The 22,807-nt window shown below is 57.3% G+C and carries 23 protein-coding genes; 14 read left to right on the top strand and 9 right to left on the bottom strand.

Going from position 1 to position 22,807, the window contains the following annotated elements; genetic code table 11:
* The first annotated feature begins 5 nt into the window (after positions 1 to 5).
* The 3 genes from der to ACR0NZ_RS06035 all read left to right on the top strand — a co-directional run bounded on the left by der (position 6) and on the right by ACR0NZ_RS06035 (position 3,277).
* Positions 6 to 1,469, top strand: a complete 1,464-nt coding sequence (der, locus tag ACR0NZ_RS06045; protein ID WP_480517523.1) for a ribosome biogenesis GTPase Der — start codon at positions 6 to 8, stop codon at positions 1,467 to 1,469.
* Between the two features lie 165 nt (positions 1,470 to 1,634).
* Entirely contained in the window at positions 1,635 to 2,618 is a 984-nt protein-coding gene (locus tag ACR0NZ_RS06040) for a fatty acid desaturase (RefSeq protein ID WP_480473422.1), read from the top strand.
* A gap of 92 nt (positions 2,619 to 2,710) precedes the next feature.
* On the top strand, positions 2,711 to 3,277 hold the full coding sequence (locus tag ACR0NZ_RS06035) for a helix-hairpin-helix domain-containing protein (protein WP_480473421.1): 567 nt from the start codon (positions 2,711 to 2,713) through the stop codon (positions 3,275 to 3,277).
* A 57-nt stretch (positions 3,278 to 3,334) separates the two neighbouring features.
* On the opposite strand, the gene serS is transcribed toward ACR0NZ_RS06035, so the two are convergent.
* Together serS and ACR0NZ_RS06025 are read right to left on the bottom strand one after the other, a co-directional pair.
* Complete coding sequence (gene serS / locus ACR0NZ_RS06030) at positions 3,335 to 4,627, bottom strand: serine--tRNA ligase (protein WP_480517521.1); 1,293 nt, start codon at positions 4,625 to 4,627, stop codon at positions 3,335 to 3,337.
* Between the two features lie 72 nt (positions 4,628 to 4,699).
* Positions 4,700 to 6,364, bottom strand: a complete 1,665-nt coding sequence (locus ACR0NZ_RS06025) for a mechanosensitive ion channel family protein (RefSeq protein WP_480517519.1) — start codon at positions 6,362 to 6,364, stop codon at positions 4,700 to 4,702.
* Between the two features lie 201 nt (positions 6,365 to 6,565).
* Here ACR0NZ_RS06025 and yajC point away from each other — a divergent pair, with 201 nt between their 5' ends.
* The 10 genes from yajC to ACR0NZ_RS05975 all read left to right on the top strand — a co-directional run bounded on the left by yajC (position 6,566) and on the right by ACR0NZ_RS05975 (position 13,572).
* Positions 6,566 to 6,853 (top strand): preprotein translocase subunit YajC, encoded by a 288-nt coding sequence (gene yajC, locus ACR0NZ_RS06020; protein WP_209503494.1) that lies wholly within the window; start codon positions 6,566 to 6,568, stop codon positions 6,851 to 6,853.
* 33 nt (positions 6,854 to 6,886) lie between these two features.
* On the top strand, positions 6,887 to 8,548 hold the full coding sequence (gene secD, locus ACR0NZ_RS06015) for a protein translocase subunit SecD (protein WP_480517517.1): 1,662 nt from the start codon (positions 6,887 to 6,889) through the stop codon (positions 8,546 to 8,548).
* Position 8,549: 1 nt separating this feature from the next.
* Positions 8,550 to 9,524, top strand: a complete 975-nt coding sequence (gene secF / locus ACR0NZ_RS06010) for a protein translocase subunit SecF (RefSeq protein WP_480473417.1) — start codon at positions 8,550 to 8,552, stop codon at positions 9,522 to 9,524.
* Positions 9,505 to 10,269 carry a sulfite exporter TauE/SafE family protein gene (locus ACR0NZ_RS06005; protein WP_480517515.1) on the top strand — a complete coding sequence of 255 codons (765 nt, stop codon included), beginning with the start codon at positions 9,505 to 9,507 and terminating at the stop codon, positions 10,267 to 10,269. Before secF ends, ACR0NZ_RS06005 begins: the two co-directional genes overlap by 20 nt.
* 12 nt (positions 10,270 to 10,281) lie before the next feature.
* A complete protein-coding gene (locus tag ACR0NZ_RS06000) occupies positions 10,282 to 10,635 on the top strand; it encodes an Mth938-like domain-containing protein (RefSeq protein WP_480517513.1) in 354 nt (117 codons plus the stop codon).
* Positions 10,636 to 10,779: 144 nt separating this feature from the next.
* The gene (gene ccmA, locus ACR0NZ_RS05995; RefSeq protein ID WP_480517511.1) at positions 10,780 to 11,394 is read left to right on the top strand and encodes a heme ABC exporter ATP-binding protein CcmA; all 615 of its coding nucleotides are present in this window, start codon (positions 10,780 to 10,782) and stop codon (positions 11,392 to 11,394) included.
* The gene (ccmB, locus tag ACR0NZ_RS05990; protein WP_480473413.1) at positions 11,391 to 12,047 is read left to right on the top strand and encodes a heme exporter protein CcmB; all 657 of its coding nucleotides are present in this window, start codon (positions 11,391 to 11,393) and stop codon (positions 12,045 to 12,047) included. Before ccmA ends, ccmB begins: the two co-directional genes overlap by 4 nt.
* 61 nt (positions 12,048 to 12,108) lie before the next feature.
* Complete coding sequence (locus ACR0NZ_RS05985) at positions 12,109 to 12,882, top strand: heme ABC transporter permease (RefSeq protein WP_480473412.1); 774 nt, start codon at positions 12,109 to 12,111, stop codon at positions 12,880 to 12,882.
* The gene (gene ccmD / locus ACR0NZ_RS05980) at positions 12,879 to 13,037 is read left to right on the top strand and encodes a heme exporter protein CcmD (RefSeq protein ID WP_209503508.1); all 159 of its coding nucleotides are present in this window, start codon (positions 12,879 to 12,881) and stop codon (positions 13,035 to 13,037) included. Before ACR0NZ_RS05985 ends, ccmD begins: the two co-directional genes overlap by 4 nt.
* Positions 13,030 to 13,572, top strand: coding sequence for a DsbE family thiol:disulfide interchange protein (locus ACR0NZ_RS05975; protein WP_480492951.1), 543 nt, complete (start codon positions 13,030 to 13,032; stop codon positions 13,570 to 13,572). The genes ccmD and ACR0NZ_RS05975 overlap by 8 nt, the downstream gene beginning before the upstream one ends.
* On the opposite strand, the gene ACR0NZ_RS05970 is transcribed toward ACR0NZ_RS05975, so the two are convergent.
* Together ACR0NZ_RS05970 and acnA are read right to left on the bottom strand one after the other, a co-directional pair.
* On the bottom strand, positions 13,567 to 14,268 hold the full coding sequence (locus ACR0NZ_RS05970) for an SDR family NAD(P)-dependent oxidoreductase (protein ID WP_480517509.1): 702 nt from the start codon (positions 14,266 to 14,268) through the stop codon (positions 13,567 to 13,569). The genes ACR0NZ_RS05975 and ACR0NZ_RS05970 overlap by 6 nt on opposite strands.
* Positions 14,269 to 14,403: 135 nt before the next feature.
* On the bottom strand, positions 14,404 to 17,094 hold the full coding sequence (gene acnA / locus ACR0NZ_RS05965; protein WP_480517507.1) for an aconitate hydratase AcnA: 2,691 nt from the start codon (positions 17,092 to 17,094) through the stop codon (positions 14,404 to 14,406).
* 226 nt (positions 17,095 to 17,320) lie between these two features.
* Here acnA and ACR0NZ_RS05960 point away from each other — a divergent pair, with 226 nt between their 5' ends.
* Positions 17,321 to 18,022: a DUF1223 domain-containing protein gene (locus ACR0NZ_RS05960; RefSeq protein ID WP_480517505.1), complete on the top strand. Its 702-nt coding sequence runs from the start codon at positions 17,321 to 17,323 to the stop codon at positions 18,020 to 18,022.
* Here the strand turns inward: ACR0NZ_RS05960 and ACR0NZ_RS05955 are convergent, their stop codons facing one another.
* The 5 genes from ACR0NZ_RS05955 to purB all read right to left on the bottom strand — a co-directional run bounded on the left by ACR0NZ_RS05955 (position 18,023) and on the right by purB (position 22,462).
* Positions 18,023 to 18,946: a lysophospholipid acyltransferase family protein gene (locus ACR0NZ_RS05955; RefSeq protein WP_480517503.1), complete on the bottom strand. Its 924-nt coding sequence runs from the start codon at positions 18,944 to 18,946 to the stop codon at positions 18,023 to 18,025.
* Positions 18,947 to 19,066: 120 nt separating this feature from the next.
* Positions 19,067 to 20,167, bottom strand: a complete 1,101-nt coding sequence (locus ACR0NZ_RS05950; protein ID WP_480517501.1) for a flagellar motor switch protein FliG — start codon at positions 20,165 to 20,167, stop codon at positions 19,067 to 19,069.
* A gap of 69 nt (positions 20,168 to 20,236) precedes the next feature.
* Positions 20,237 to 20,779 carry a tetratricopeptide repeat protein gene (locus ACR0NZ_RS05945; RefSeq protein WP_480517499.1) on the bottom strand — a complete coding sequence of 181 codons (543 nt, stop codon included), beginning with the start codon at positions 20,777 to 20,779 and terminating at the stop codon, positions 20,237 to 20,239.
* 102 nt (positions 20,780 to 20,881) lie between these two features.
* Entirely contained in the window at positions 20,882 to 21,034 is a 153-nt protein-coding gene (locus ACR0NZ_RS05940; RefSeq protein ID WP_480517497.1) for a hypothetical protein, read from the bottom strand.
* A gap of 123 nt (positions 21,035 to 21,157) precedes the next feature.
* The gene (purB, locus tag ACR0NZ_RS05935; RefSeq protein ID WP_480517495.1) at positions 21,158 to 22,462 is read right to left on the bottom strand and encodes an adenylosuccinate lyase; all 1,305 of its coding nucleotides are present in this window, start codon (positions 22,460 to 22,462) and stop codon (positions 21,158 to 21,160) included.
* Positions 22,463 to 22,807: the final 345 nt, after the last annotated feature.

Here is a 22,807-nt window from a genome sequence, read left to right as displayed (position 1 = left end):
GTATCATGTCGCTGACCCTCGCCATCGTGGGGCGCCCGAACGTGGGCAAATCCACATTGTTCAACCGCCTCGTAGGCAAACGTCTGGCGCTGGTCGACGACCAGCCTGGTGTGACGCGTGACTTGCGCGAGGGCGAAGGGCGTCTGGGCGATCTGCGCTTTACTGTGATCGATACGGCCGGACTTGAAGACGCGACAGATGACAGTTTGCAGGGCCGGATGCGCCGTCTGACCGAACGCGCGGTAGACATGGCCGATGTCTGCCTGTTCATGATCGATGCGCGGGTCGGGCTGACGCCCACGGATGAGATGTTTGCAGAAATCCTGCGCAAACGGTCCAAGCATGTAATCCTTGCGGCCAACAAGGCCGAAGGCAGCGCAGCGGATGCCGGGGTGCTCGAGGCATACAATCTGGGTCTGGGTGAACCTGTGCGTCTTTCTGGTGAACATGGCGAAGGGATGACAGATCTTTATGCTCGGCTTATGCCTTTGGCCGATGCAGCCGAGGAAAAGCAGGTCGAAGAAGCCCCAAAAACTGATATTGAGCTGGATGAAGACGGTGAGGGCGAAATGCCCCTGATCACCTCTGCCAAGCCGTTGCAGGTGGCCGTGGTTGGCCGTCCGAATGCGGGCAAATCCACGCTGATCAACAAGATCATCGGCGAAGACCGCCTGTTGACCGGGCCTGAGGCCGGGATCACCCGTGACGCTATCAGCTTGCGGATCGATTGGGCCGACCCGGACGGAGAAAGCATTCCGATGCGGATCTTTGACACAGCAGGAATGCGCAAGAAAGCAAAAGTACAGGAAAAGCTGGAAAAGCTTTCGGTGTCAGACGGTCTGCGCGCGGTGAAGTTTGCCGAGGTTGTCGTCGTACTTCTGGACGCGGCCATTCCGTTTGAACAACAGGACCTGAGAATTGCCGATTTGGCCGAACGCGAAGGCCGGGCTGTTGTTGTTGCCGTAAACAAGTGGGACGTCGAGGAAAACAAGCAGGAAAAGCTGCGGGAACTGAAAGATGCCTTTGATCGCTTGCTGCCGCAGCTGCGCGGGGCCCCTCTGGTTACCGTCTCGGCGAAAACGGGTCGCGGGCTTGAGAGATTGCGCGCCGCCATCCTGCGCGCCCATGACGTCTGGAACCGCCGTGTGCCAACCGCGGCGTTGAATCGGTGGCTGACTGCCATGCTGGAACAACACCCGCCGCCAGCCCCACAGGGCCGCCGCATCAAGCTGCGCTATATGACCCAGGCGAAAACGCGGCCGCCGGGTTTTGTTGTGATGTGTTCTCATCCCGATAAGATGCCCGAAAGCTATACCCGCTATCTGGTCAACGGGTTGCGTCAGGACTTTGACATGCCTGGCACCCCAATCCGCCTGACGCTGCGCGGGCAGGGCGACAAGAACCCATATAAGGGTCGGCGCAAGAAAAATGCGGGCGCGCTGGCCAAGCATCTCAAGGGCCGCGCGTAACTGCGCCAATTTTCAGCATCTTACCTCACGGGGGCGTGACAGTTTCTGTTCTCCGCGCTAGCATTCATGCGTGTGCATTTGTTTGGGCACGCACTGCTTGCATGCGGACTAGCCGCACCTAGATTTGAACAGAAAACTGAACGGCCATCGTAAGGAGACGGCTGGATGGATTTGAGGGAATATACAAGACATTACGCGGTGCAGGACAACAGATTGGCCGCGGCAAGTTATTTTGGCACATTTGCGGTGTATTTTGCGTCGCTGACCCTTGCGATCACCTTTGTTGATCGCTGGTACATCATGATACCCGCCGGGATCGTGTTCGCCTTTGCCGCAGTACGGCTTTATGTGCTGCAACATGATTGCGGGCATCACTCTCTGTTTGAAACACGGATTCAAAACGAATGGGCAGGGCATGGCCTGTCTCCCTTCACTTTCGCCCCGTTCGAGGTGATGAAGCAGAACCACAATCTGCACCATGCGGGCATCGGAAATCTTGAACATCGCGAGACAGGTGAAATTCATACGATGACTCTGCGAGAGTGGAATGCGGCTGATTGGAAAACGCGTTTGTTTTACAGGCTGTATCGCAATCCGTTCATCCTGGTTCCGGTCGGCGCGTTGTTCACCTACTTCATCCGATACCGTTGGCCCAAGAACACGGTGCGTTTTGGCGCTAAAGGTGTGGTGTTGCACAACCTGTCGATCATCGTGTTTCTAGGATTGTTGTATCTGATTGCGGGTATGACCGGCATTTGGGTCTGGTTGGTGTTTTCCTTTTTGGGTGGAATGCTGGGCGTCTTCCTTGTTTATCTTCAGCACAACTTCGAAGATACCTATTGGGATCGCCGCCCCGATCTGAACCCTCAGACAGCAGCGCTTGAGGGATCATCCGCACTGGATTTCGGATGGTGGTTCGATATGGCTGTGGCCTGCATCACGTTGCACGACATCCACCATTTCAACGCGCGTATCCCATCATATCGCCTGCGTGCCTGCCATTATAACCTGCCGCCGGAATACACCCCGCGCCGGATTAAGTTTCCCGAGGCCGTGGCCGCATTGAACCTGAAGCTATGGGACGAAGATGCCAAGCGCCTTGTACCCTTTCCGAGAGACAACCGAGCCGCTAGTCTTGCCCATAACTAAGCTGGCAGAACAGGGGTTATCACTACGCTGCTTGCTGCTTCGTATATCCGGTGCATATACGAAGTTATAGAACGACACAGAAAGGACCCATAATGACCGCAGTGACCGAAATAAAAGGTGTAGGGGAGGCGCTTGGCCAGGCCCTTGTTGCCAATGGCTTCAAGACCGCCGAGGCAATAGCCAAGGCCGCTCCTGCTGATTTGGTCAAGGTCCCTCGGATCGGTGAGGCGCGCGCGTTGGTTTTGATTGCATCTGCCAAAGAAGCCGTTGCTGCAAATCCGGTTGCTGCGAAGCCAACAACACGCCGAACTGCGGCCCGGACTCCGGCGGTACGCAGGCCTTCCGCACGCAAAGCCGCGTCCCGCAAAACAATCGCCGCAGCCGCAGCCGAGAAACGGGTCGAGGAAGCCGCACGCAAGGCGGCAGAAGAAAAAGCAGCGGCCGAAAAAGCCGAAGCTGCGGAAAAGAAAAAGGCCAAAGCCAAGGCCAAGGCTGAAAAAGCCGCGAAGAAGCGTAAAGAGATGGAAGCCGCCTTTTCAAAGGCGAAGGACAAAGTGAAAGCCAAATCCAGCAAGGACAAAAAGTCCAAGAAGGACGGGAAAAAGAAGGACGGCAAGAAAGGCGGAAAGAAGAAGGACAAGAAAAAAGCGAAGAAGTAAACTTCTTCGCCTTCTGCTGATGTCCTTACCGGTGCCCGACGGCGCCGGTTATGTTTGTCAGGCCAAAGAACCGTCCGATTGCAGGGTCAGCTTGCCGCCCAGATAGGGGCCAAGTACCTCGGGCAGCGAAACAGTTCCGTCTTCATTCTGCCCATTCTCCAGAACAGCGATCAGGCAACGCCCAACAGCCAGACCGGAACCGTTCAGAGTATGAACAAATTCAGGTTTGCCACCACTTTCAGGACGAAAACGGGCGTTCATCCGGCGTGCCTGAAACGCGCCTGTGGTCGAGACCGAACTGATCTCGCGATAGGTGTCCTGTCCGGGCAGCCACGCTTCGATGTCATAGGTGCGGCGCGCGCCAAAGCCCATATCACCGGTGCACAGAACTACGGTTCGATAGGGAATACCCAACTGTTCCAGCAAATCCTCGGCGCAGCGCAACATGCGCTTTTGCTCGTCATCTGACGCGTCGGGATGGGTGATCGAGACCATCTCGACCTTTTCGAACTGGTGCTGGCGCAGCATCCCTGCGGTGTCCTTGCCCGCACTTCCGGCCTCGGACCTGAAACAGACGGTATGGGCGGTCATACGGATGGGCAGGGCAGCCTCTTCAAGAATGTCACCAGCCACTGAATAGGTCAGCGTAACCTCGGAGGTCGGGATCAGCCACCAGCCATTGGTCGTCTGATAACTGTCGTCGCCGAATTTAGGCAATTTATCAGTGCCATACATCGCCTCATCCCGGACCAGAACCGGTGTCTGCATTTCTGTCAGACCGTTCTTGTCGATATGTGTGTCCAACATGAACTGGGCCAGCGCGCGGTGGATGCGGGCAACCCCCTTGGACAGGTTCACAAATCGGCTGCCGCTGGTTTTGGCGGCGGTTTCGAAATCCATTGCGGCTGCGACGGCGGGAATGTCGTAATGCTCTTTCGGTGCATAGCTGAAATCGCGCGGGGTGCCCCAGCGGTTGACTTCGACATTGTCGTTTTCGTCCGCGCCTTGCGGCACGTCATCGGCGGGCAGGTTGGCGATGCGGGCCAGTTGATCGGTCAGCAAGGCATCCAGATCCTTGGCCTCGGTCTGCATCCGGGCGACTTCGGCCTTTTTCTCGGCGACAAGCGCGCGCAGGCGTTCGAATTCAGCCTCGTCGCCGCGTCCCTTAGCAGCGCCGACTTCCTTGCTGGCCTTGTTTTGTTCGGCCTGCGCGGTTTCGGCGGCCAGAATCTTGGCACGCCGGCTTTCGTCCAGCCTCAGCAGATCTGACGACACCGGCGCGTCCCCACGGCGCGCTAGGGCGGCGTCAAAGGCGGCAGGGTTTTCGCGAATGGCGCGGATGTCGTGCATGTCTCAGATCCTTGAATGCGTGAATCACTGAACCCGCTTATGCACCATCTGCAGGGCAGGGTGTAGCACCGGTTACGACTTATCAGCGTCTTCGTGGGTTTCATGCGTCAGGTGGCCATCCCATGCCCCGGCCGGTATTTTTGGCTCGGGCGGGTCAGCCACATAAGAAGGCGTCATGATCTGCACATTGTTCTCGTTAAATACAGCGACAATGTTTCGATGCAGGTCCGAGCGGATTTTGGGGATGATGCTGCCACGGGTGGTGTAGCCGTTGATCTGATAATTGATCGCGTAATCGGCCAACGCGGTCCACAACACAAAAGGTTCGGGATTGACCTTGATACCTTTGGTGCGGTTGGCGGCCTCGATCAGCATCGCCTCTACCTTCTCAGGGGGTTCTTCGTAGCCGATGCCGACTGTCGTGTGCAGTAATAGTCCGTCACCATTGGTTTTCTTTGAAAAGTTAACGACATCTGAGTTCATCAATTGTGCATTGGGGATCGAGATCAGCTCGTTCTTGATCGACTTCAGGTGGGTCTCCATCAGTTTAATCTGAACCACATCGCCGATGTGGTCCCCGATCTGGATACGGTCACCGATCGAGGTAGACCTGCGGTAAATCACAAACAGCCCGGCCAGCATGTTGGACACGACTGAATTCGCGCCTAAAGACAGCATGGCGCCAACCAGAATGGTCAACCCCTGGAACGCGGCAGAATCTGAGCCCGGAATATAGGGAACCGCAAACACCAGCGCGATCAAAATAACGACGACACGGGCGATGTTGAACGTCGGGTTGACCCAGTGTTTCTCGAAATCACCCATTTCGAACGAACCGGCTTCGACCGCATCAAAGAACACGCGCAGCCCTTTGATGATGTACAACGTCACCCATGTGATCAGGCCCAGCATGATCAGATTGGGGATATAGCTGAGGATGCCCCGGAAGATAAGCAGCACGGGCTCTGTCAGATAGGTCAGCAGAAGCTGTGCGAAATATCTGGTTTCCGCAAAAGCCAAAAGAACAAAGGACAGGTAATAGTAGAAACCGAGAAAGAAGATGATCAGCAGCACGAAGTTCAGACCATAGCGGATAAGGGCCGCGATTGCTTCGGCCTGAACACTTTTGGCTGTCGCCGTTTCGACATCCTTTAAATAGCGCTTTACCAGCTTCAATGTGCGACGCCTGATCCGACGGTGCAGCCACAGGATAGTGACAACAAACAGGGCAAATCCCAACGTCCAGGCAGCCGCTTCGATAGCACCGGAAACGCGCGCCTGATCGGTTCGGTTGGCTCGGTACGCCTCAATGGATTGTTTGATCGCATTGCCATGCAAAACGCTCAGAACACTTAGTTCCATCTGATCCAGTTCAGCGTCAGCTTTGGTAACGATCGAGATTCTTTGACCATCGGCCAGAATCCAGGTGCCAAACTCGGTCTCTTCATAGGTGATCTCGACCAAAGGTGCTTCCGACGCTTCCGCAACCGCAATGATCTTGTCCTGTACGCCCTCGGCGCGCTCCGGAGCAGGCAGGGCGCTTGATCCGCGCACCTGAAACAGAATGTCCCCGTCTACTATGACCGGGGCCATGAACGTGTCCGATCCCGCAGTCTCGGACAGGGGGGATTCCGCGGGTGCTTCCTGCGACAAGGCCGCACTGGACAGCCACACGCTCACCGACAGGGCAGTCAGTAAATAAAGCAACGAAAGGAAAGGTTTGAGTGGCCGTGTCATGTGTCCCCCTTCGGATAAACTATACCCGGTATTGGTTATGTTCCTAGGGCATATCTGCAACGGTTTGCCCGTCGTTGCCGGGACATGCCCGTTTTCAGGTGGGTTACATGACCGCCTTTGCTTGCAAACCGACATTTCAAAGCATAGGTTCCGCCCAAATTTGCGGAACTGTGCCGCAAGACTAGAACAAAGGAATGTCCCATGGATGGTGGCGCAATCGCCCAGTTTCTCCCGCTGATCCTAATCTTTGCGATCATGTATTTCCTGCTGATCCGTCCGCAGCAAAAGAAGATGAAGGAACATCAGGCCATGGTTGATGCCGTGCGTCGCGGTGATCAGGTGATCACTCAGGGGGGCGTGATCGGCAAGGTATCGAAGGTCAAGGAAGGCGATAACGAGATCGAGGTCGAAATCGCCGAGGGCGTCAAGATTCGCGTGGTCAAATCGACCATCGCCCAGGTTCTGAACAAGACTGAGCCGGCGAAGTAACTTCGCGCGACAATTCCTTGAAAAGGCAGGTTAATGCTGCAATTTGATACCTGGAAGCGGGTTCTGATCTGGCTGGTCTGCGTGACCGGCCTGCTCATGGCCCTGCCAAACGCATTTTACACGCGGGTCGAACAATCCAACGACGCCAAGGCCGCGATCGAGTTGGGCAACGACACACCCCAGATGCAGGCTGAAGCCGCGCAATGGCCGAGTTGGTTGCCGTCATCCCTGGTCAATCTTGGCCTCGACCTGCGCGGCGGCGCGCATTTGCTGGCCGAAGTACAAGTACAAGACGTCTACGGCTCCCGGATGGAGGCGATGTGGCCGGAAATCCGCGACGCCCTGCGCGATGAACGTGCCACGGTGGGAACCATCCGCCGTCAGGACTCGGCTGCGGATGAGATTCGCGTGCGCATTAGCCAGCCCGAAGGAATGCCACAGGCATTGGAGGTTGTCCGCGGTCTGGCCCGGCAAGTGCAGACCCTGACAGGTGTAGGAGCCACAGATATCGAAGCCCGCGCGGATGGTGACACAATTGTTGTTCAACTGTCCGAAGCAGAAAAACTGGCCTCGGATGACCGCACGGTGCGTCAGGCGTTGGAAATCATCCGCCGCCGGATCGACGAAGTCGGTACACGTGAGCCCACAATTCAGCGTCAGGGGACGGATCGTATCTTAATTCAGGTGCCGGGTATCGGCAGTGCGGGTGAACTGAAGGAAATTATCGGAACAACAGCACAGTTGACCTTCAACCCGGTTGTCGGGCGCGGAACCGATCCGGATGCCGTTGCAGGCGTCGGCGAAAAAATCGTGCCGTCGATTGACGAAAACGGCGTTTATTACACCATCGAATCCGCTCCGGTCGTGACAGGAGAGGAACTGGTCGACGCGCAGCCATCCTTCGATCAGAACGGCCGCCCTGCGGTCAGCTTCCGATTCAACACATCCGGGGCACGCAAGTTCGGGGATTATACCCGTGACAATATCGGCGCACCCTTTGCAATCGTTCTGGATGACGAAGTGATCTCGGCCCCCGTGATCCAAAGCCATATCCCAGGCGGATCGGGTATCATCACCGGTAATTTCACCGTTGAGGAAAGCACCAATCTGGCCGTCCTGTTGCGTGCAGGTGCTTTGCCTGCAGGGCTGGAATTCCTGGAAGAACGCACCATCGGGCCCGAACTGGGGCAAGATAGTATCGACGCAGGCAAAGTTGCCACAATCGTGGCCTTTGTCGCCGTGCTGGTATTCATGGCGCTCAGCTATGGCCTGTTCGGTGTCTTCGCCAACATCGCGCTGATCATAAACGTGGGCCTGTTGTTCGGTTTGCTGTCCCTGATCGGCGCAACCCTGACTCTGCCGGGGATTGCAGGGATCGTTCTGACGGTCGGTATGGCGGTGGATGCCAACGTACTGATCTTTGAACGCATCCGCGAAGAACTGAAATCCGCCAGAGGTCCAGCCCGCGCCATCGATCTGGGTTATGAAAAGGCGCTGTCGGCTATTCTGGATGCCAACATAACCACCTTCATTACCGCCGTTATCCTGTTTGCCATGGGCAGCGGCCCTGTGCGCGGGTTCGCGATCACTCTGGGCCTGGGTATCCTGACATCGGTCTTCACCGCGATCTTCGTGACGCGCCTGATGGTTGTCATGTGGTTCGAACGCCGCCGACCAAAAACGATCGAGGTTTGACATGAGACTGAAACTCGTACCCCAAAGCACCTCGTTCGACTTTTTCAATCGCTGGAAAATCTGGCTTGGAATCTCCGGCCTGATGATGGTGATTGCGTTCTCCTCATTTCTGCTGCAGGGGCTGAACTTCGGCATCGATTTCCGCGGTGGAACCACGATTCGGACCCAAAGCGCACAAGAAATCGACGTGGGTGTTTACCGCGATGCTTTGTCTCCGCTGCAACTGGGTGACGTCACCATCACCGAGATTTTTGATCCAAGCTTCGGTCCCGATGAAAATGTCGCAATGATCCGTATTCAGGCTCAGGAAGACGCCGAAGCGGTCACAGCAGACGTGATCACCCAGGTCGGCGAAGCGCTGGCTGCCGCAGACCCCGGACTCAAACTGCCGTTTGAAAGTGTCGAATCCGTTGGTCCAAAAGTGTCGGGTGAGCTGATTCAGACGGCCGTTATCGCGGTTGTCTTGGCCATCGGTGCCGTTCTTGTCTACATCTGGCTGCGTTTTGAATGGCAGTTTGCACTTGGGGCGGTTGCCGCATTGGTGCACGACGTGATCCTGACCATTGGCATCTTCTCGGAACTGCAAATCCGCTTTGATCTGGCGATCATCGCGGCGTTGTTGACCATCGTCGGCTATTCGCTGAACGACACCGTGGTCGTCTTCGACCGGGTGCGCGAGAACCTGCGGAAATATAAACAGAAAGATCTGAAAGAGGTTCTGAACTTATCGATCAACGAAACCCTGAGCCGGACGGTGATGACCTCGGTCACAACTTTGCTGGCGCTGATCTCGCTTTATCTGCTGGGCGGGGACGTCATCCGCGGATTCGTCTTCGCGATGATCTGGGGTGTCGTCGTCGGGACCTATTCGTCGGTCTTCGTGGCTTCGACCATCCTGCTTTGGCTGGGGGTCAAGCGCGACTGGTCCAAACCGTCGAACACGGCGGGCAACCAGTTTGCCAATATTGATGCCTGAGGCCCTGCAACAGGCCCTGGCCCTGCCGGGCCTCACTTGGCTGATCCTGACTATCGGAGCCGCGGGACTTGTCCGCGGCTTCACAGGTTTTGGCACCGCGATGATCTTTGTGCCGGTGGCGACCCAGTTCCTGCCTATTGCAGATGTGGTCTTTCTGATGGCCGCCACCGGAATCGCATCAACATTTGCCTTGGCGCCTCAGGCGTGGCGGGATTGCGACAAGGTCGAAATCAGCACTCTGGGCTTTGCTGCAACCGTAACCGTGCCGCTGGGGCTGTGGATCATGGTGCAGGTGGACTCGGTTGCGTTGCGCTGGGTTGTCTGTGGCATCACCGGTCTGACCCTGCTGGCCGTGGTTACCGGCTGGCGATGGGAGGGGAAACTGGGACTACCCGGACGTCTCGCCATCGGCGGCAGCGCAGGCATTATCGGCGGCATGACCGGGCTGACCGGTCCGGTTGTCATCGTGTTCTATCTGGCCAGTTCCACCGACGTGCGCAAGATTCGCGCCAACACCATCATATTTCTGGCATTGCTGGACGTTGTCATCGTTTTCAACATCCTCATCAGCGGTGCCGCAGATTTGTCGATCCTATGGATTGTCCTGCTGCTGTGCGTGCCTTATCTGATCACTACGCTTATCGGCAAAGCACTGTTCGACCCGAGACTCGAACGGATCTACCGCCTTGCGGCCTATTCGGTCATCCTGATCGCCGTCATTTCCGGGCTGCCGCTTCTGGATTGAAGAAGGGACATCATGCGTCTGAATCAGATTACTTTTACAGATGCCAAACCCGTAGACGGTTATGGCCCCGGTTTTTTCCGAATTGGCGGTGATGTCTTCCACGGCGCTATCCTGACAGGCCCGGCAGGCCCTGCAGAGTGGGGCGGTTTTGACGACCGACACCCCCTTCTGGAATTGGTGGGCAGGATCGACGTCCTGCTCATCGGTACGGGCGCGGACATGGCCCACATCCCTCAATCCCTGAGGGTTGAGCTGGAGAATGCCGGACTTGGTGTCGAAATCATGAACTCCCCTGCCGCCTGTCGCACCTACAACGTGCTGCTCGCTGAAGGCCGTCGTATTGCACTCGCGCTGATCCCTGTCTGACGGGATCCTCTTCATCTGGCCGAAAATATCCCGGGGAGTGTGAGGGGCTGGCCCCTCACTCCGACATGAGGCAGCGGTGGTGCGCTGGCATCCTGCGGCAAATCTCGCCTTTTGCCCCTGCTGACAATCCGTTAAGCGGGTCTCATGACTTTGACTGTAACAGATCTGTCGATCACCCGTGGCGGTGTTCCCGTCCTTGAGGGCCTCAGCTTTCAGCTGCCGCCGGGCAAAGCTCTGATCCTGCGCGGCCCGAATGGTATTGGCAAAACGACCCTACTGCGTACGTTGGCTGGCTTGCAGCCTCCGCTGGAAGGCAAGATCGAAGGGGCCGATGACCAGATCGCCTACGCGTCCCATTCAGACGGGCTCAAACCGACGCTGTCAGTGACGGAAAACCTGACATTCTGGGCCTCGGTCTTTGGCACATATGACATCCAGCCGGCGCTGGACGCATTTGACCTGAACGAACTCGCCGACCGTCACGCCGGCAACCTGTCGGCAGGTCAGAAACGGCGTCTGGGGCTGGCGCGGATGCTGGTCACAGGGCGGCCGATCTGGATGCTGGACGAGCCGACCGTCTCGCTGGACAGAAACGCTGTGCAAATGTTTGCCGACGCTGTGCGGGCACATCTGGGGCAGGGTGGGTCAGCCCTGATCGCCACCCATATCGACCTTGGCCTAGATGGCGAGGTTCTGGACGTCGGTCCGAACAAGGCCAAACCCAAACCCATCGACGATTTCGACGGAGGTTTCCTGTGATCGCCCTGTTGCTGCGCGACCTGAAACTGGCTTTCCGCGCGGGCGGCGGGTTTGGGCTGGGTCTGGCCTTTTTCCTGATCGTGACTGTGATGGTGCCATTTGCGGTGGGGCCGCAATCCTCGCTTCTGTCCACGATTGCGCCCGGTGTGCTCTGGCTGGGGGCCTTGCTGGCTTGCCTTCTGTCGCTTGACCGCCTGCTGGCACTGGACTGGGAAGACGGCTCGCTCGATCTGCTGGCCACGGCACCGCTGCCGCTTGAATCGGTTGTCACAGTCAAGGCGCTGGCCCATTGGCTGACCACTGGTTTGCCGCTGGTTCTGGCCGCGCCGTTTCTGGGCGTACTTCTGAACCTGCCGGTGCCGGGGTTCTTCTGGCTGGTCATCTCGCTGTTGATAGGTACCCCGGCCATGAGCGTCATCGGGACATTTGGTGCTGCGCTGACCGTTGGTCTGAAACGTGGCGGGCTATTGCTGTCGCTTCTTGTGTTGCCGCTTTACGTCCCCACCCTGATATTCGGGGCCGAAGTTGCCCGACGCGGTGCAACAGGGATGGAGGTGCAGACACCACTGCTGATGCTGGCCGGGATCACGGCGGCGACCATTGCATTGTTGCCCTTTGCCAGCGCTGCCGTGCTACGTATCAATCTGCGGTGAACCGCGACAAGTTTGATGGATGTCAATTGAGAACCACCCCAACTCGGACTAGATAGGGCCCATGTCAATCGCAGCCAAAGCCAACGCCCTCTGGGAATATGCCAACCCTCGCAAGTTTCTTGAAACCAGCGAACGGGTCCTGCCGTTTTTCTGGATTGTCTCGACCATCTGCATCGTTGTCGGTCTGACATGGGGCTTTTTCTTTACACCGGACGACTACAAGCAGGGGTCGACCGTCAAGATCATCTATCTGCATGTTCCGGCGGCCCTGATGGCGATCAATTGCTGGCTGATGATGCTTGCCACCTCATTGGTTTGGCTGGTGCGTCGCCACCATGTCAGCGCGCTTGCGGCACGCGCTGCTGCACCGATCGGGATCGTAATGACCCTGATAGCGCTGCTGACGGGGGCCATCTGGGGACAGCCCATGTGGGGCACATGGTGGGCCTGGGATCCGCGCCTGACATCGTTCCTGATCCTGTTTCTGTTCTACCTTGGCTATGTCGCCTTGTGGGAAGCTATCGAAGATCCGGATACCGCAGCCGACCTGACCTCGGTTCTGTGTCTGGTGGGGTCGGTCTTTGCGATCCTCAGCCGGTATGCGGTGAATTTCTGGAATCAGGGCCTGCATCAGGGCGCATCGGTCATGCGGGCGGGGGCCGTTACCGGGGCGGATACGGAAGAGAAGGTCAGCAATGTCTTTTTCTACCCCCTGCTGGCCTGCATCATCGGATTTGTTCTGCTGTTCATCGCCTTGGTGTTGTACCGCACCGGAACGGAAATTCGCGCCCGTCGTATCAAGGCGCTACAGGCACGGGAAAGGGTAGGCGGATGATCCCCGATCTTGGAAAATATGCTGACGCCGTTTTGTCGTCTTATGCCGTTTCCATTGCCCTTATCGTGGCACTGGTTGCGTTCAGCGTGATGCGCGGGCGCAAGGTGCGTGCGGAAATGGAGAAGGTCGAACAGAGGATGTCGCGCAATGGCTAAAATCTCGCCCCTGATGATTGCGCCGCCTCTGATTTTTGGCGCATTCGCGGTTCTCGCAGGCATCGGCATGTTTCGCGAAGATCCCAACGCCTTGCCCTCGGCCCGCGAAGGGCAACCGGCGCCGCCCGTGGTTCTCACCGAGTTTCCGGGAAAGACCCTTTTCGACGATGAAACGCTGCGCAACGGAGAGGTCAAGCTGGTCAACTATTGGGCCAGTTGGTGCGCGCCATGCCGCGCCGAGCACCCCAACCTCGAGGCTCTGGCGGCTGAAGGCATCCCGGTTTACGGCATCAACTACAAAGACAAGCTGAGCAATGCCGAGGCTTTCCTGGATGACCTTGGTGATCCGTACACCGCCATGGGCCGCGACGAACAGGGCCGAATGGCGATTGACTGGGGTCTGTACGGCGTTCCCGAGACCTACGTGATCGACGGTGACGGAACGATCATTCTGCGCTTTGCTGGCCCGATTACGCAGCGTGTCATTGCAAGCACCATCCGGCCTGCGCTTGAGAAAGCTGCGGGCGGTTCATAAACGATAGCCTCCCGTTACGGACAAAACTTCACCTGTGATGAACGAGGCCGCGTCCGACGCCAGAAACCTGATCACTTTGGCTATATCCTCGGGCCGTCCGGCCCGGCCCAACGCAGTATCCTTCACGAAAAGTTCTGTCAGTTCTTCCGAACGAGGCGCTTCAGGAATGTTGATCGCACCGGGGGCCACAGCATTGACGCGTATCCCGTTTGGCCCCAACTCTTTGGCCATGGCACGGGTCCACAGGTTCAGAGCCGCCTTGCTGGCACCATAAGTGACAGCATCACGGGGCGGCAACACTGCATTCATCGACGAGATACTGACAATGGCGGCGCCCCGTTCCAAATGTGGCAAAGCTGCAGCCAGCAAAGCAGCGGGGGCTAGCAGATTCATATCCAGAATGGCGCGATGCTCCTCCGCTTGGAACTCCTCTTTTGGCGTCGATCGAACCAACCCAGCATTGTTCACGATCACATCAAGTCGTCCAAACCGCTCCATCACTTGCGCAATCACCGCCGCAGGTTGATCAGGAGCCGTCAGATCCGAACGGATCGCCAAAGCTTCCCCCCGCAATAGCCTCGCCGGAGGGTTGGTGGACAACCAAGTGAACGCCACCCTATGGTCGCGGCTCAACTCCTCTACGATGGCGTGTCCAATACCCCGCGCCCCGCCTGTTACCAACGCCACCTTTTCCATAACCACCTCCTGTTTTCAGAGTGCCGCGTATATCCAACTTCTTCTGCTGAATAAAACTTCGGAGCGCGAGGCAGAGCCTTGCAAAAGAAAGGACGCCCGAAGGCGCCCTCAAAACTTTCTTATCCGCTGCGTTCGTCAGCCAGCCTTCGCCAGATTTCTCAGCACGTAATGCAGCACGCCGCCGTTTTCGATGTATTCGATCTCAGGCGCGGTATCGATCCGGCATTTCAACTGGATGGTCGTCTCAGCCCCATCTGCATAGGTGATGGTGCAGGGCACGATCTGCAACGGCTCGACCGTATCCAGACCGTGGATCGAGACGGTTTCGTTCCCCTTCAGACCCAGGGTTATGCGGGTATCTCCACCGGTGAATTCGAACGGGATAACGCCCATGCCAACCAGATTAGACCGGTGGATCCGCTCAAAGCTTTCCGCAATCACGGCTTTGACACCCAGCAGTGCGGTGCCCTTGGCCGCCCAGTCACGGCTTGAGCCCGCGCCGTATTGTTCGCCACCAAACACGACCAGCGGGGTGCCATTGGCCTGATAGGCCATCGAGGCGTCGTAGATCGATGTCTGTTCGCCATCCGGACCTTTGGTATAGCCTCCCTCAACTCCGTCCAACATCTCGTTCTTGATGCGGATATTGGCAAAGGTGCCACGCATCATGACTTCGTGGTTGCCCCGTCGCGAGCCGTAAGAGTTGAATTCGCGCGGTTGAACCTGACGGTCGGTCAGGTATTTGCCCGCCGGCGTCGTTGCCGCGAATGACCCCGCGGGTGAGATATGGTCGGTGGTCACCATGTCGCCCAGAATGGCCAGAACTTTGGCGCCTTCGATATTCGAGATCGTGCCCGGTTCCGCCCCCATACCCTGGAAATAGGGCGGGTTCTGGATGTAGGTCGACGTTGGCGGCCAGTCATAGGTTTCCTGTTGCGGAACCTCTACGCTTTGCCATTTCTCATCCCCCTTGAAGACGTCCGCATATTTCGACTGGAACGCTTCGCGGGTTACGGTCGCTTCAACCAGTTCCGCGATTTCGCTTTGGGTCGGCCAAATGTCCTTCATGAAGACGTTGTTGCCGTTCTTGTCCTGACCGATAGGTTCGGACGTCAGATCGATGTCGAGCGTACCTGCCAGCGCATAGACAACAACCAACGGCGGCGAAGCCAGATAGTTGGCGCGGACATCCGGTGAGATACGGCCTTCGAAATTACGGTTGCCGGACAGAACCGACGTGGCGACCAGATCGCCCTCGGAAATGGCTTCAGAGATTTCTTTCTGGATCGGGCCCGAGTTGCCGATGCAGGTGGTGCAGCCGTACCCAACAAGGTTGAAACCGACCTTGTCCAGATCTTCTTGCAGTCCAGCGGCCTCAAGATAGGCCGATACAACCTGCGAACCGGGCGCCAGCGAGGTTTTGACCCAAGGCTTGCGGTTCAGACCCAGCGCTGCGGCTTTGCGGGCCACAAGGCCTGCACCGATCATCACGTAAGGGTTCGACGTGTTGGTGCAGGAGGTGATCGAAGCAATTACAACCTTGCCCGACTCCATGGTGTAGTCTTCGCCCTTGACCGCGACTTCCTTGCCCATCGGGCGCTTGAAGGTCTCTTTCATTTCCTTGGTGAAAGCGGCCTTGGCGTTGGTCAGCGCGACGTAGTCCTGCGGGCGTTTCGGGCCTGAAATTGCTGGAACGATTGTGCCCATGTCCAGCGACAGAGTGTCGGTGTAGATCGGTGCATAATCCGGGCCTCTCCAGAACCCGTTTTCCTTGGCGTAGGCTTCGACCAGCGTGATGCGGTCTTCGTCGCGGCCGGTGTTGCGCATGTAGCGAAGGGTTTCGCCGTCGATCGGGAAGAAGCCGCATGTTGCGCCGTATTCCGGCGCCATGTTGGCAATGGTTGCACGGTCAGCCAGCGGCAGGCGGTCCAGCCCCTCGCCATAGAACTCGACGAACTTGCCCACCACGCCCTTGGCGCGCAACAATTCGACAACCTTCAGAACAAGGTCCGTACCGGTGGTGCCTTCGACCATCGAGCCGGTCAACTCAAAACCGATCACCTCAGGGATCAGCATCGAGATCGGCTGACCCAGCATTGCAGCCTCCGCCTCGATTCCGCCAACGCCCCACCCCAAAACGGCCATGCCGTTGACCATGGTGGTGTGGCTGTCGGTGCCAACCAGCGTGTCGGGATAGGCAACTTCTTCGCCGTTCTGATCGGTGTCCGTCCAGACTGTCTGCGCCAGATATTCCAGGTTCACCTGATGGCAGATACCGGTGCCGGGAGGCACTACGCGGAAATTGTTGAACGCGTTCTGACCCCATTTCAGGAACTGATAGCGCTCCATGTTGCGCTCGTATTCGCGGTCGACGTTCATCTGGAACGCACGCGGGTTCCCGAACTCGTCGATCATGACCGAGTGGTCGATAACCAGATCGACCGGGTTCAGCGGGTTGATCTTCTGTGCGTCACCGCCCAGGCCTTTGATCCCGTCGCGCATGGCGGCAAGATCGACCACCGCGGGAACACCGGTGAAGTCCTGCATCAGCACGCGGGCAGGGCGGTATGCAATCTCGCGCGGGTTCTTGCCGCCATTGGCACCCCATTCGGCAAATGCCTTAATGTCATCGACCGAGACCGAAAAGCCGCTGTCTTCAAATCGGAGCATGTTTTCCAGCACGACTTTCAACGCGGCAGGAAGGTTGGAGAAATCACCCAAACCGGCCTGCTGCGCGGCGGGGATCGAATAGTAGGAAATGGATCTGCCATTCACGTTCAGGCTGCGGCGTGTCTTGGCGGTATCCTGTCCGACTTTAATGGGCATCTGGTGGCCTCCCTTCTCAAATGGCTTGGATTTCGGGCATCGCTGAGTGTTATCTGCATCACCCAAGCCGTTGGTTCAAGGTTCAATAGCACTGGATTTGCAATTTTGTATACCATTGCACACATTTAGGCGGCGAATTGCAGAAGCCGCCCTCAAGAAACGTTGATTGGCGGTTGAGCGGCAAAACGGCTATCCCAGAGAACACCCGTTCAATCCGAGAGTTTTTATGTTCAAATCCGCTGCTTTGACCGCCCTCGTATCCTGCCTGTTCGCCACCCAATCCATGTCCGGTGAGGATCCTGTGGTGGTTGAGCTGTTCACCTCACAGGGGTGTTCATCTTGCCCGCCGGCGGACCGGATCATGCATGAGCTGGCGAAACGCGACGATGTCATCGGGCTGGCACTGCATGTCGACTATTGGGATTACATCGGCTGGAAGGACGAATATGCCGATCCTGATCACACGTTCCGGCAACGGGCTTATGCCCGCGAAAACGGAAAATCCATGATCTATACGCCCCAGATGATCATAAATGGTCAGCACGATATCGTCGGCGCTCAGGCTCAGGAGCTCGACCGTCTGATTGATGCGCATCTAACGGCCGCCCCCGAGGCAGCGGTGACCGCGACCCGAGACGCAGACGAAGTGACCGTGAGTGTGACACCTGTGGAATTGCCCGAAGGTGAGACCTATGACGTGCGTATCGTTCAGTATTCGCCCCTGCGCCATGCCTCGATCCGTCGTGGAGAGTTAGCCGGGCGGGAGTTGGATTATGCCAATGTTGTCGAAACCTGGCAGATTGCGGGCCAGTGGGATGGGCAAACACCGCAGACTTACTCGGCGCAGCTGGAACTAGACTTGCCAGCCGTCGTGCTTGTGCAAAGGGCCGGTCACGGGCCGATTGTTGCCGCGACATGGGCCAAGTGATCAGGGCAGGTTGTCCGGTTGGACGCCAAGCCCGTTCCAGCTTTTCCAGCGCCGATGGATCCAGAACCACTGTCCCATATGCTGCCGCACGATCTGTTCCAGATCGTCATTGGTGAACTGAGTCATCGTCTTTGGGTCCGTGTGCGGAACGGGATCATGCAGGATGATTTCAAAGTCGATGCCATTAGGCTGGCGCACGGCATAGCACGGTATAAGTACGGCCTTGTACTTGATGGCCAGTTCTGCGTTCAACACGGATGTCACGGCAGGCTTGCCGAAGAATGTCAGCTCTTCGCCCCCCAACGCATGCAGGTCGGATACGATAGCGATAATTCCACCGTTCTTGAGTGACCGGACCATTTCGACCATACCGCGCCGCCCCTGTTCGAACATCGGCGCGCCGGTTTTGTAAAAAGCTTCGACATAGGCGTCGTTGAAATAAGGATTGGCCATCCGCCGGTAAAGGCATCCTATCGGTTTGCCGCTGTGTTTCTGCAGGGCGACGCGTGCGGCCAGATAGTGACCGAAATGCGCCGTGATCATCATCACCGGGCGCCCTTCGGCGATCGCGGCGTCAAATGCAGCAATACCGGGCCCGGATATCTTGGCGTTCACCTGACGTTCGATAAAACCTTCGGGTGAGAAATGCTCCATTATTGCCCGACCGGCATTATCCGACACGTCACGATAGATCTTTGTGATCTCGACGTCAGACAATTCAGGGCAGGTGAGCTTTAGATTCCGGCGGACGCGGGTGCGAAATCCAACGACGGGTGCAAGGGTTTTCATGATTGCACCCATGGTCTCTATGCGCCTTTCATAAGGAAGCAGGCGCATAGCGCTGATGATTCCCTGCAGGAACAGATTGGCGACATAGTATTTTCCAAGCTCAAACCGGCTGAGCTCCGACTTTTCGACGGGCATGGAGGTGTCTCACCGCGTGTTGCGAAATGTTGCCTAAGACATACAACCCGGTACCCGTAACCTCAAGCACCCAAGCGAAATGGCCGCCCCAACGATTTTGTGGGAGCGCCTGTTCCTGCCTCAACCCGTGCTTTCGTCTTCTTCCTTTTCAATCAGCGTAATTGTTCCGGCGTCAGACAGGGCACGAACCGCCCCAACAATCTGGGTCATGGCATCTTCGGCCTCAGATTGCTTGACCCGCCCGCGTTCCGCGATTTCCTCGCGCAGGTTTTCTGCCATACGAGAGGAGATATTCGACAGCAGAAACTCGACAGATGCCTTGTCATCATCCGCGGCGGCACCAGCCAGGGCCGCGACCAGAACAGGCTGATCGACTTCCCGCAATATCGCTGGAACATCACGGGGCGAAATCCGGCTGGAGATATGGGCGAAGGTAAAGATCGACTGGCGCACCAGATCGGCAAAATCAGCGTCGTCCTCATCCAGCGCGTTCAGCAGGTCGTCGCGCGTGGCGGACGCAGACTGGTTCAGGATTGCACCCACCCGCGCGCCCGGACCGTCATTGAAGGCCTGAACAGGCCGCTGATCCAGCTGAGCAGCCAGTGACCAGCCAATACGCTCAACCGCTTCGGGTGTGACATTTGCTGTTTTCGAGATTGCGTAGGTGATCCGCCTCGCCACCGGACCCGGCATGTGGCCCAACATCTGCGCCGCCTGTGCCGTATCCATTTTCGATAGCATCACAGCGGCCACTTCGGTGCTTTCCGCCTGTGCCATGGCCGCAAGGTCATGGGCTGGAATGTCGCGCAACCTTTGCCAGGGATCACCGATCTGACGAACTCCGGCAATTTTGCGCAAACGTGCCGCTGTTGCGGGTGTGATTTTTCCACTGACGGCATCCAAGGCCCCGGCAAGCCCATGTGGAAAGGCCAGACCGACATTGTTCAGGGCTTCGCTGAACTCCTGTGCCACGGCACCCAGGGTCACGCGATCCACAAGACCCATTTCCCCCAATTGATGTGTCAGTTTTTCTTGCAGGTCGTCGGGAAGCTCCTCCAACGGAAGATCGGCGCCTTCGTTCAACAACAGGCGCACGACGACGGCCGCCTTCTGACGGCTGGTTAAAGTCCGGGGAACAAGGCGCGGGCTGTCGCCACCCCCTGCGGGAAACGGAGCCGAAGCCCCTTGAACCGTTTGAATTAATGCGTTGGTGTTTTGCATCTGCCTGTGGAGCCAAAGTTTTCGAACCACAGGCAGATTAGAGAGAGTCGGGTTAAATAACCCTGAACCTTAATAACTGTATGTCAGACCCGTTCGGATCGCTTCACGCAGCGACGCCTCGGCCCAGGTGCCTTCTCCGCCACGGGCCTTTATTTCGCGCCATTGCTCGATCGCCAGATCGGTTCGGCCTTCGGACACAAACCCCTGCGCCATGTAGCTGCGCGCCATAAGATTGTCTGGGTTGGCATTGATCGCGTTTTGATAAAAGACATTTGCCAGTCCAAGCTCGCCCATCTTGCGATAGGTGAAACCCCAATAGGTCAGGACACGATCGTCGTCCTGATCCATGATGCGCAGAATGTCCTGAGCGTGCCCGTATTGCCCGTCATAGGCCAGTTCGCGGACCGCATTATACAGCTGATCATCTGTCAGGTTTGACTTGTCAGGTTTGACGCATTTTCCACGGGTTTCGTCATATACACGGCCGAACAGGCATTTCTTGGTTGTATTCGTCGGTTTCGGCGGGCTGCTGCTGTCACCACCTGCAGCATGGACAGCAGGCGCGAAGGCAAAGGCTTGCAAGGCAAGGGCAGAAGCTAACAAAAGGCGCATTTCTTTACTCCGTTCTCGGGGCTCTTATTGAAATCATAGTGCGATCTACAAAAAAGCTAACAGGGGAACGGACGCTTTTATTCACGAACTGGACAAAAATTGTCAGCTGTTGACAGATTTCGCGCAGCTTTTTGTTTCAGTATCCCACGCCGTACCGGGAGCGCAGGATTGGGTCTGTTTGGAATGCTGCTCGCAGGCAAGCCCGGCCGAGGCCACAAGAACCAGTGCCAATGCGCTTAGGATTGTTCGGATCATGATGTTTCCCTCGTATGGAAAAAGCACATGCAGGATACCGCATTTCCGTTGATCTGGCAAAAAGCAAGGGGGTGCTCTGCACGCGGCAGAGCACCCCCGGCTAACAGACTGAAAAGATGTCCGTTATTCTCCAAACACGCGCGCAAAGATCGTATCGACATGCTTGGTGTGATACCCGAGGTCGAATTTCTCTTCGATCTCCGCAGGGCTGAGTGCGGCAGTTACATCAGCATCCGCCAACAGTTCCTCCTTGAAGTCGGTGCGGTGTTCCCAAACCTTCAACGCGTTGCGCTGTACCATGGCATAGGCGTCCTCACGGCTTACGCCCGCTTGTGTCAGTGCCAACAGAACCCGCTGACTCATGACAAGGCCGGGAAACTTGTTCATGTTCTCGATCATGTTCTCGGGGAAGATCAGCATCTTGTCGACCACGCCTGTTAGCCGTGCCAGCGCAAAATCCAGCGTGATCGTGGCATCCGGACCGATCATGCGCTCGACCGAAGAATGCGAGATATCGCGTTCGTGCCAGAGCGCAACATTCTCCATCGCCGGTATTACGGCCGCGCGGACCATGCGCGCCAGACCGGTCAGGTTTTCGGTTAGCACCGGATTTTTCTTGTGCGGCATCGCCGAGGAGCCTTTCTGGCCCATCGAGAAGAACTCAGCCCCCTCCAGCACCTCGGTCCGCTGCATGTGGCGGATTTCGATGGCAATGTTTTCGATGCTGCTGGCGATAACGCCCAGCGTGGCAAAGAAGGCCGCGTGGCGGTCGCGCGGAATGACCTGCGTGCTGATCGGCTCAGGCACCAGCCCCAGCTTGTCACAGACATGTTCCTCGACCGCGGGATCGATATTGGCAAAGGTACCAACCGCACCGCTGATCGCTCCGGTGGCGATTTCCGCACGCGCATCGCGCATCCGGGACAGGTTGCGGTCCATCTCGGCGTAGAAGCGGGCAAAGGTCAGACCCATGGTTGTCGGTTCGGCGTGGATGCCGTGGCTGCGTCCGATACGAACCGTGTTCTTATGTTCCATCGCGCGGCGCTTGAGCGCGGCCAGAAGCCCTTCCAGATCGGCAATCAGGATGTCGGCGGCGCGGGTCAGCTGTACGTTGAAACAGGTGTCCAGCACGTCCGAGCTGGTCATACCCTGATGCACAAAACGCGCCTCTTCACTGCCGACATGCTCTGCAAGATGGGTCAGGAAGGCGATAACGTCATGCTTGGTGACGGCCTCGATCTCGTCGATGCGGGCGACATCGAATTCCACATCCTTGGCTTTCCAGACAGCGTCCGCATTTTCGCGCGGGATCACGCCCAGATCCGCCATGGCGTCGCACGCGTGCGCCTCGATCTCGTACCAGATGCGGAACTTGGTCTCAGGCGACCAGATGGCGACCATGTCGGGGCGGGAATAACGGGGAATCATAGGCGACGGCACCTTTTTGCAGATTGGATGAGGCGTTGGCGCGGGGTTTAGCCGCGTGCGAGGTAGGGAACAAGATGCGAGAGCGCATATGAGACGGTTTGCCCTGATTCTTGCCGTCTGTTCGGGCTTTTCAGCAGCAGACGGGTTCGGGAAACTGTATTGCAAAGGACTTGGTGTGGCAGTGACGGGCAGGGTGCCGCTACAAGGCAGGTTTTGTACCCGCATTAGTTCTCACCGGATCATGCCGCCAGTTGGGGTTGATGCCCGTCTTGACCTTGCTGCCAAGCGATGCTGGACAAACAGCACATTGACTGTTCAATCTGAAAGGAAGGAAATAATCAGGTT

The organism is Ruegeria sp. AE3 (genome assembly GCF_056542225.1).
The sequence above is the reverse complement of the archived record's forward strand: the minus strand, read 5'-3'. Positions and strand labels throughout refer to the sequence as shown.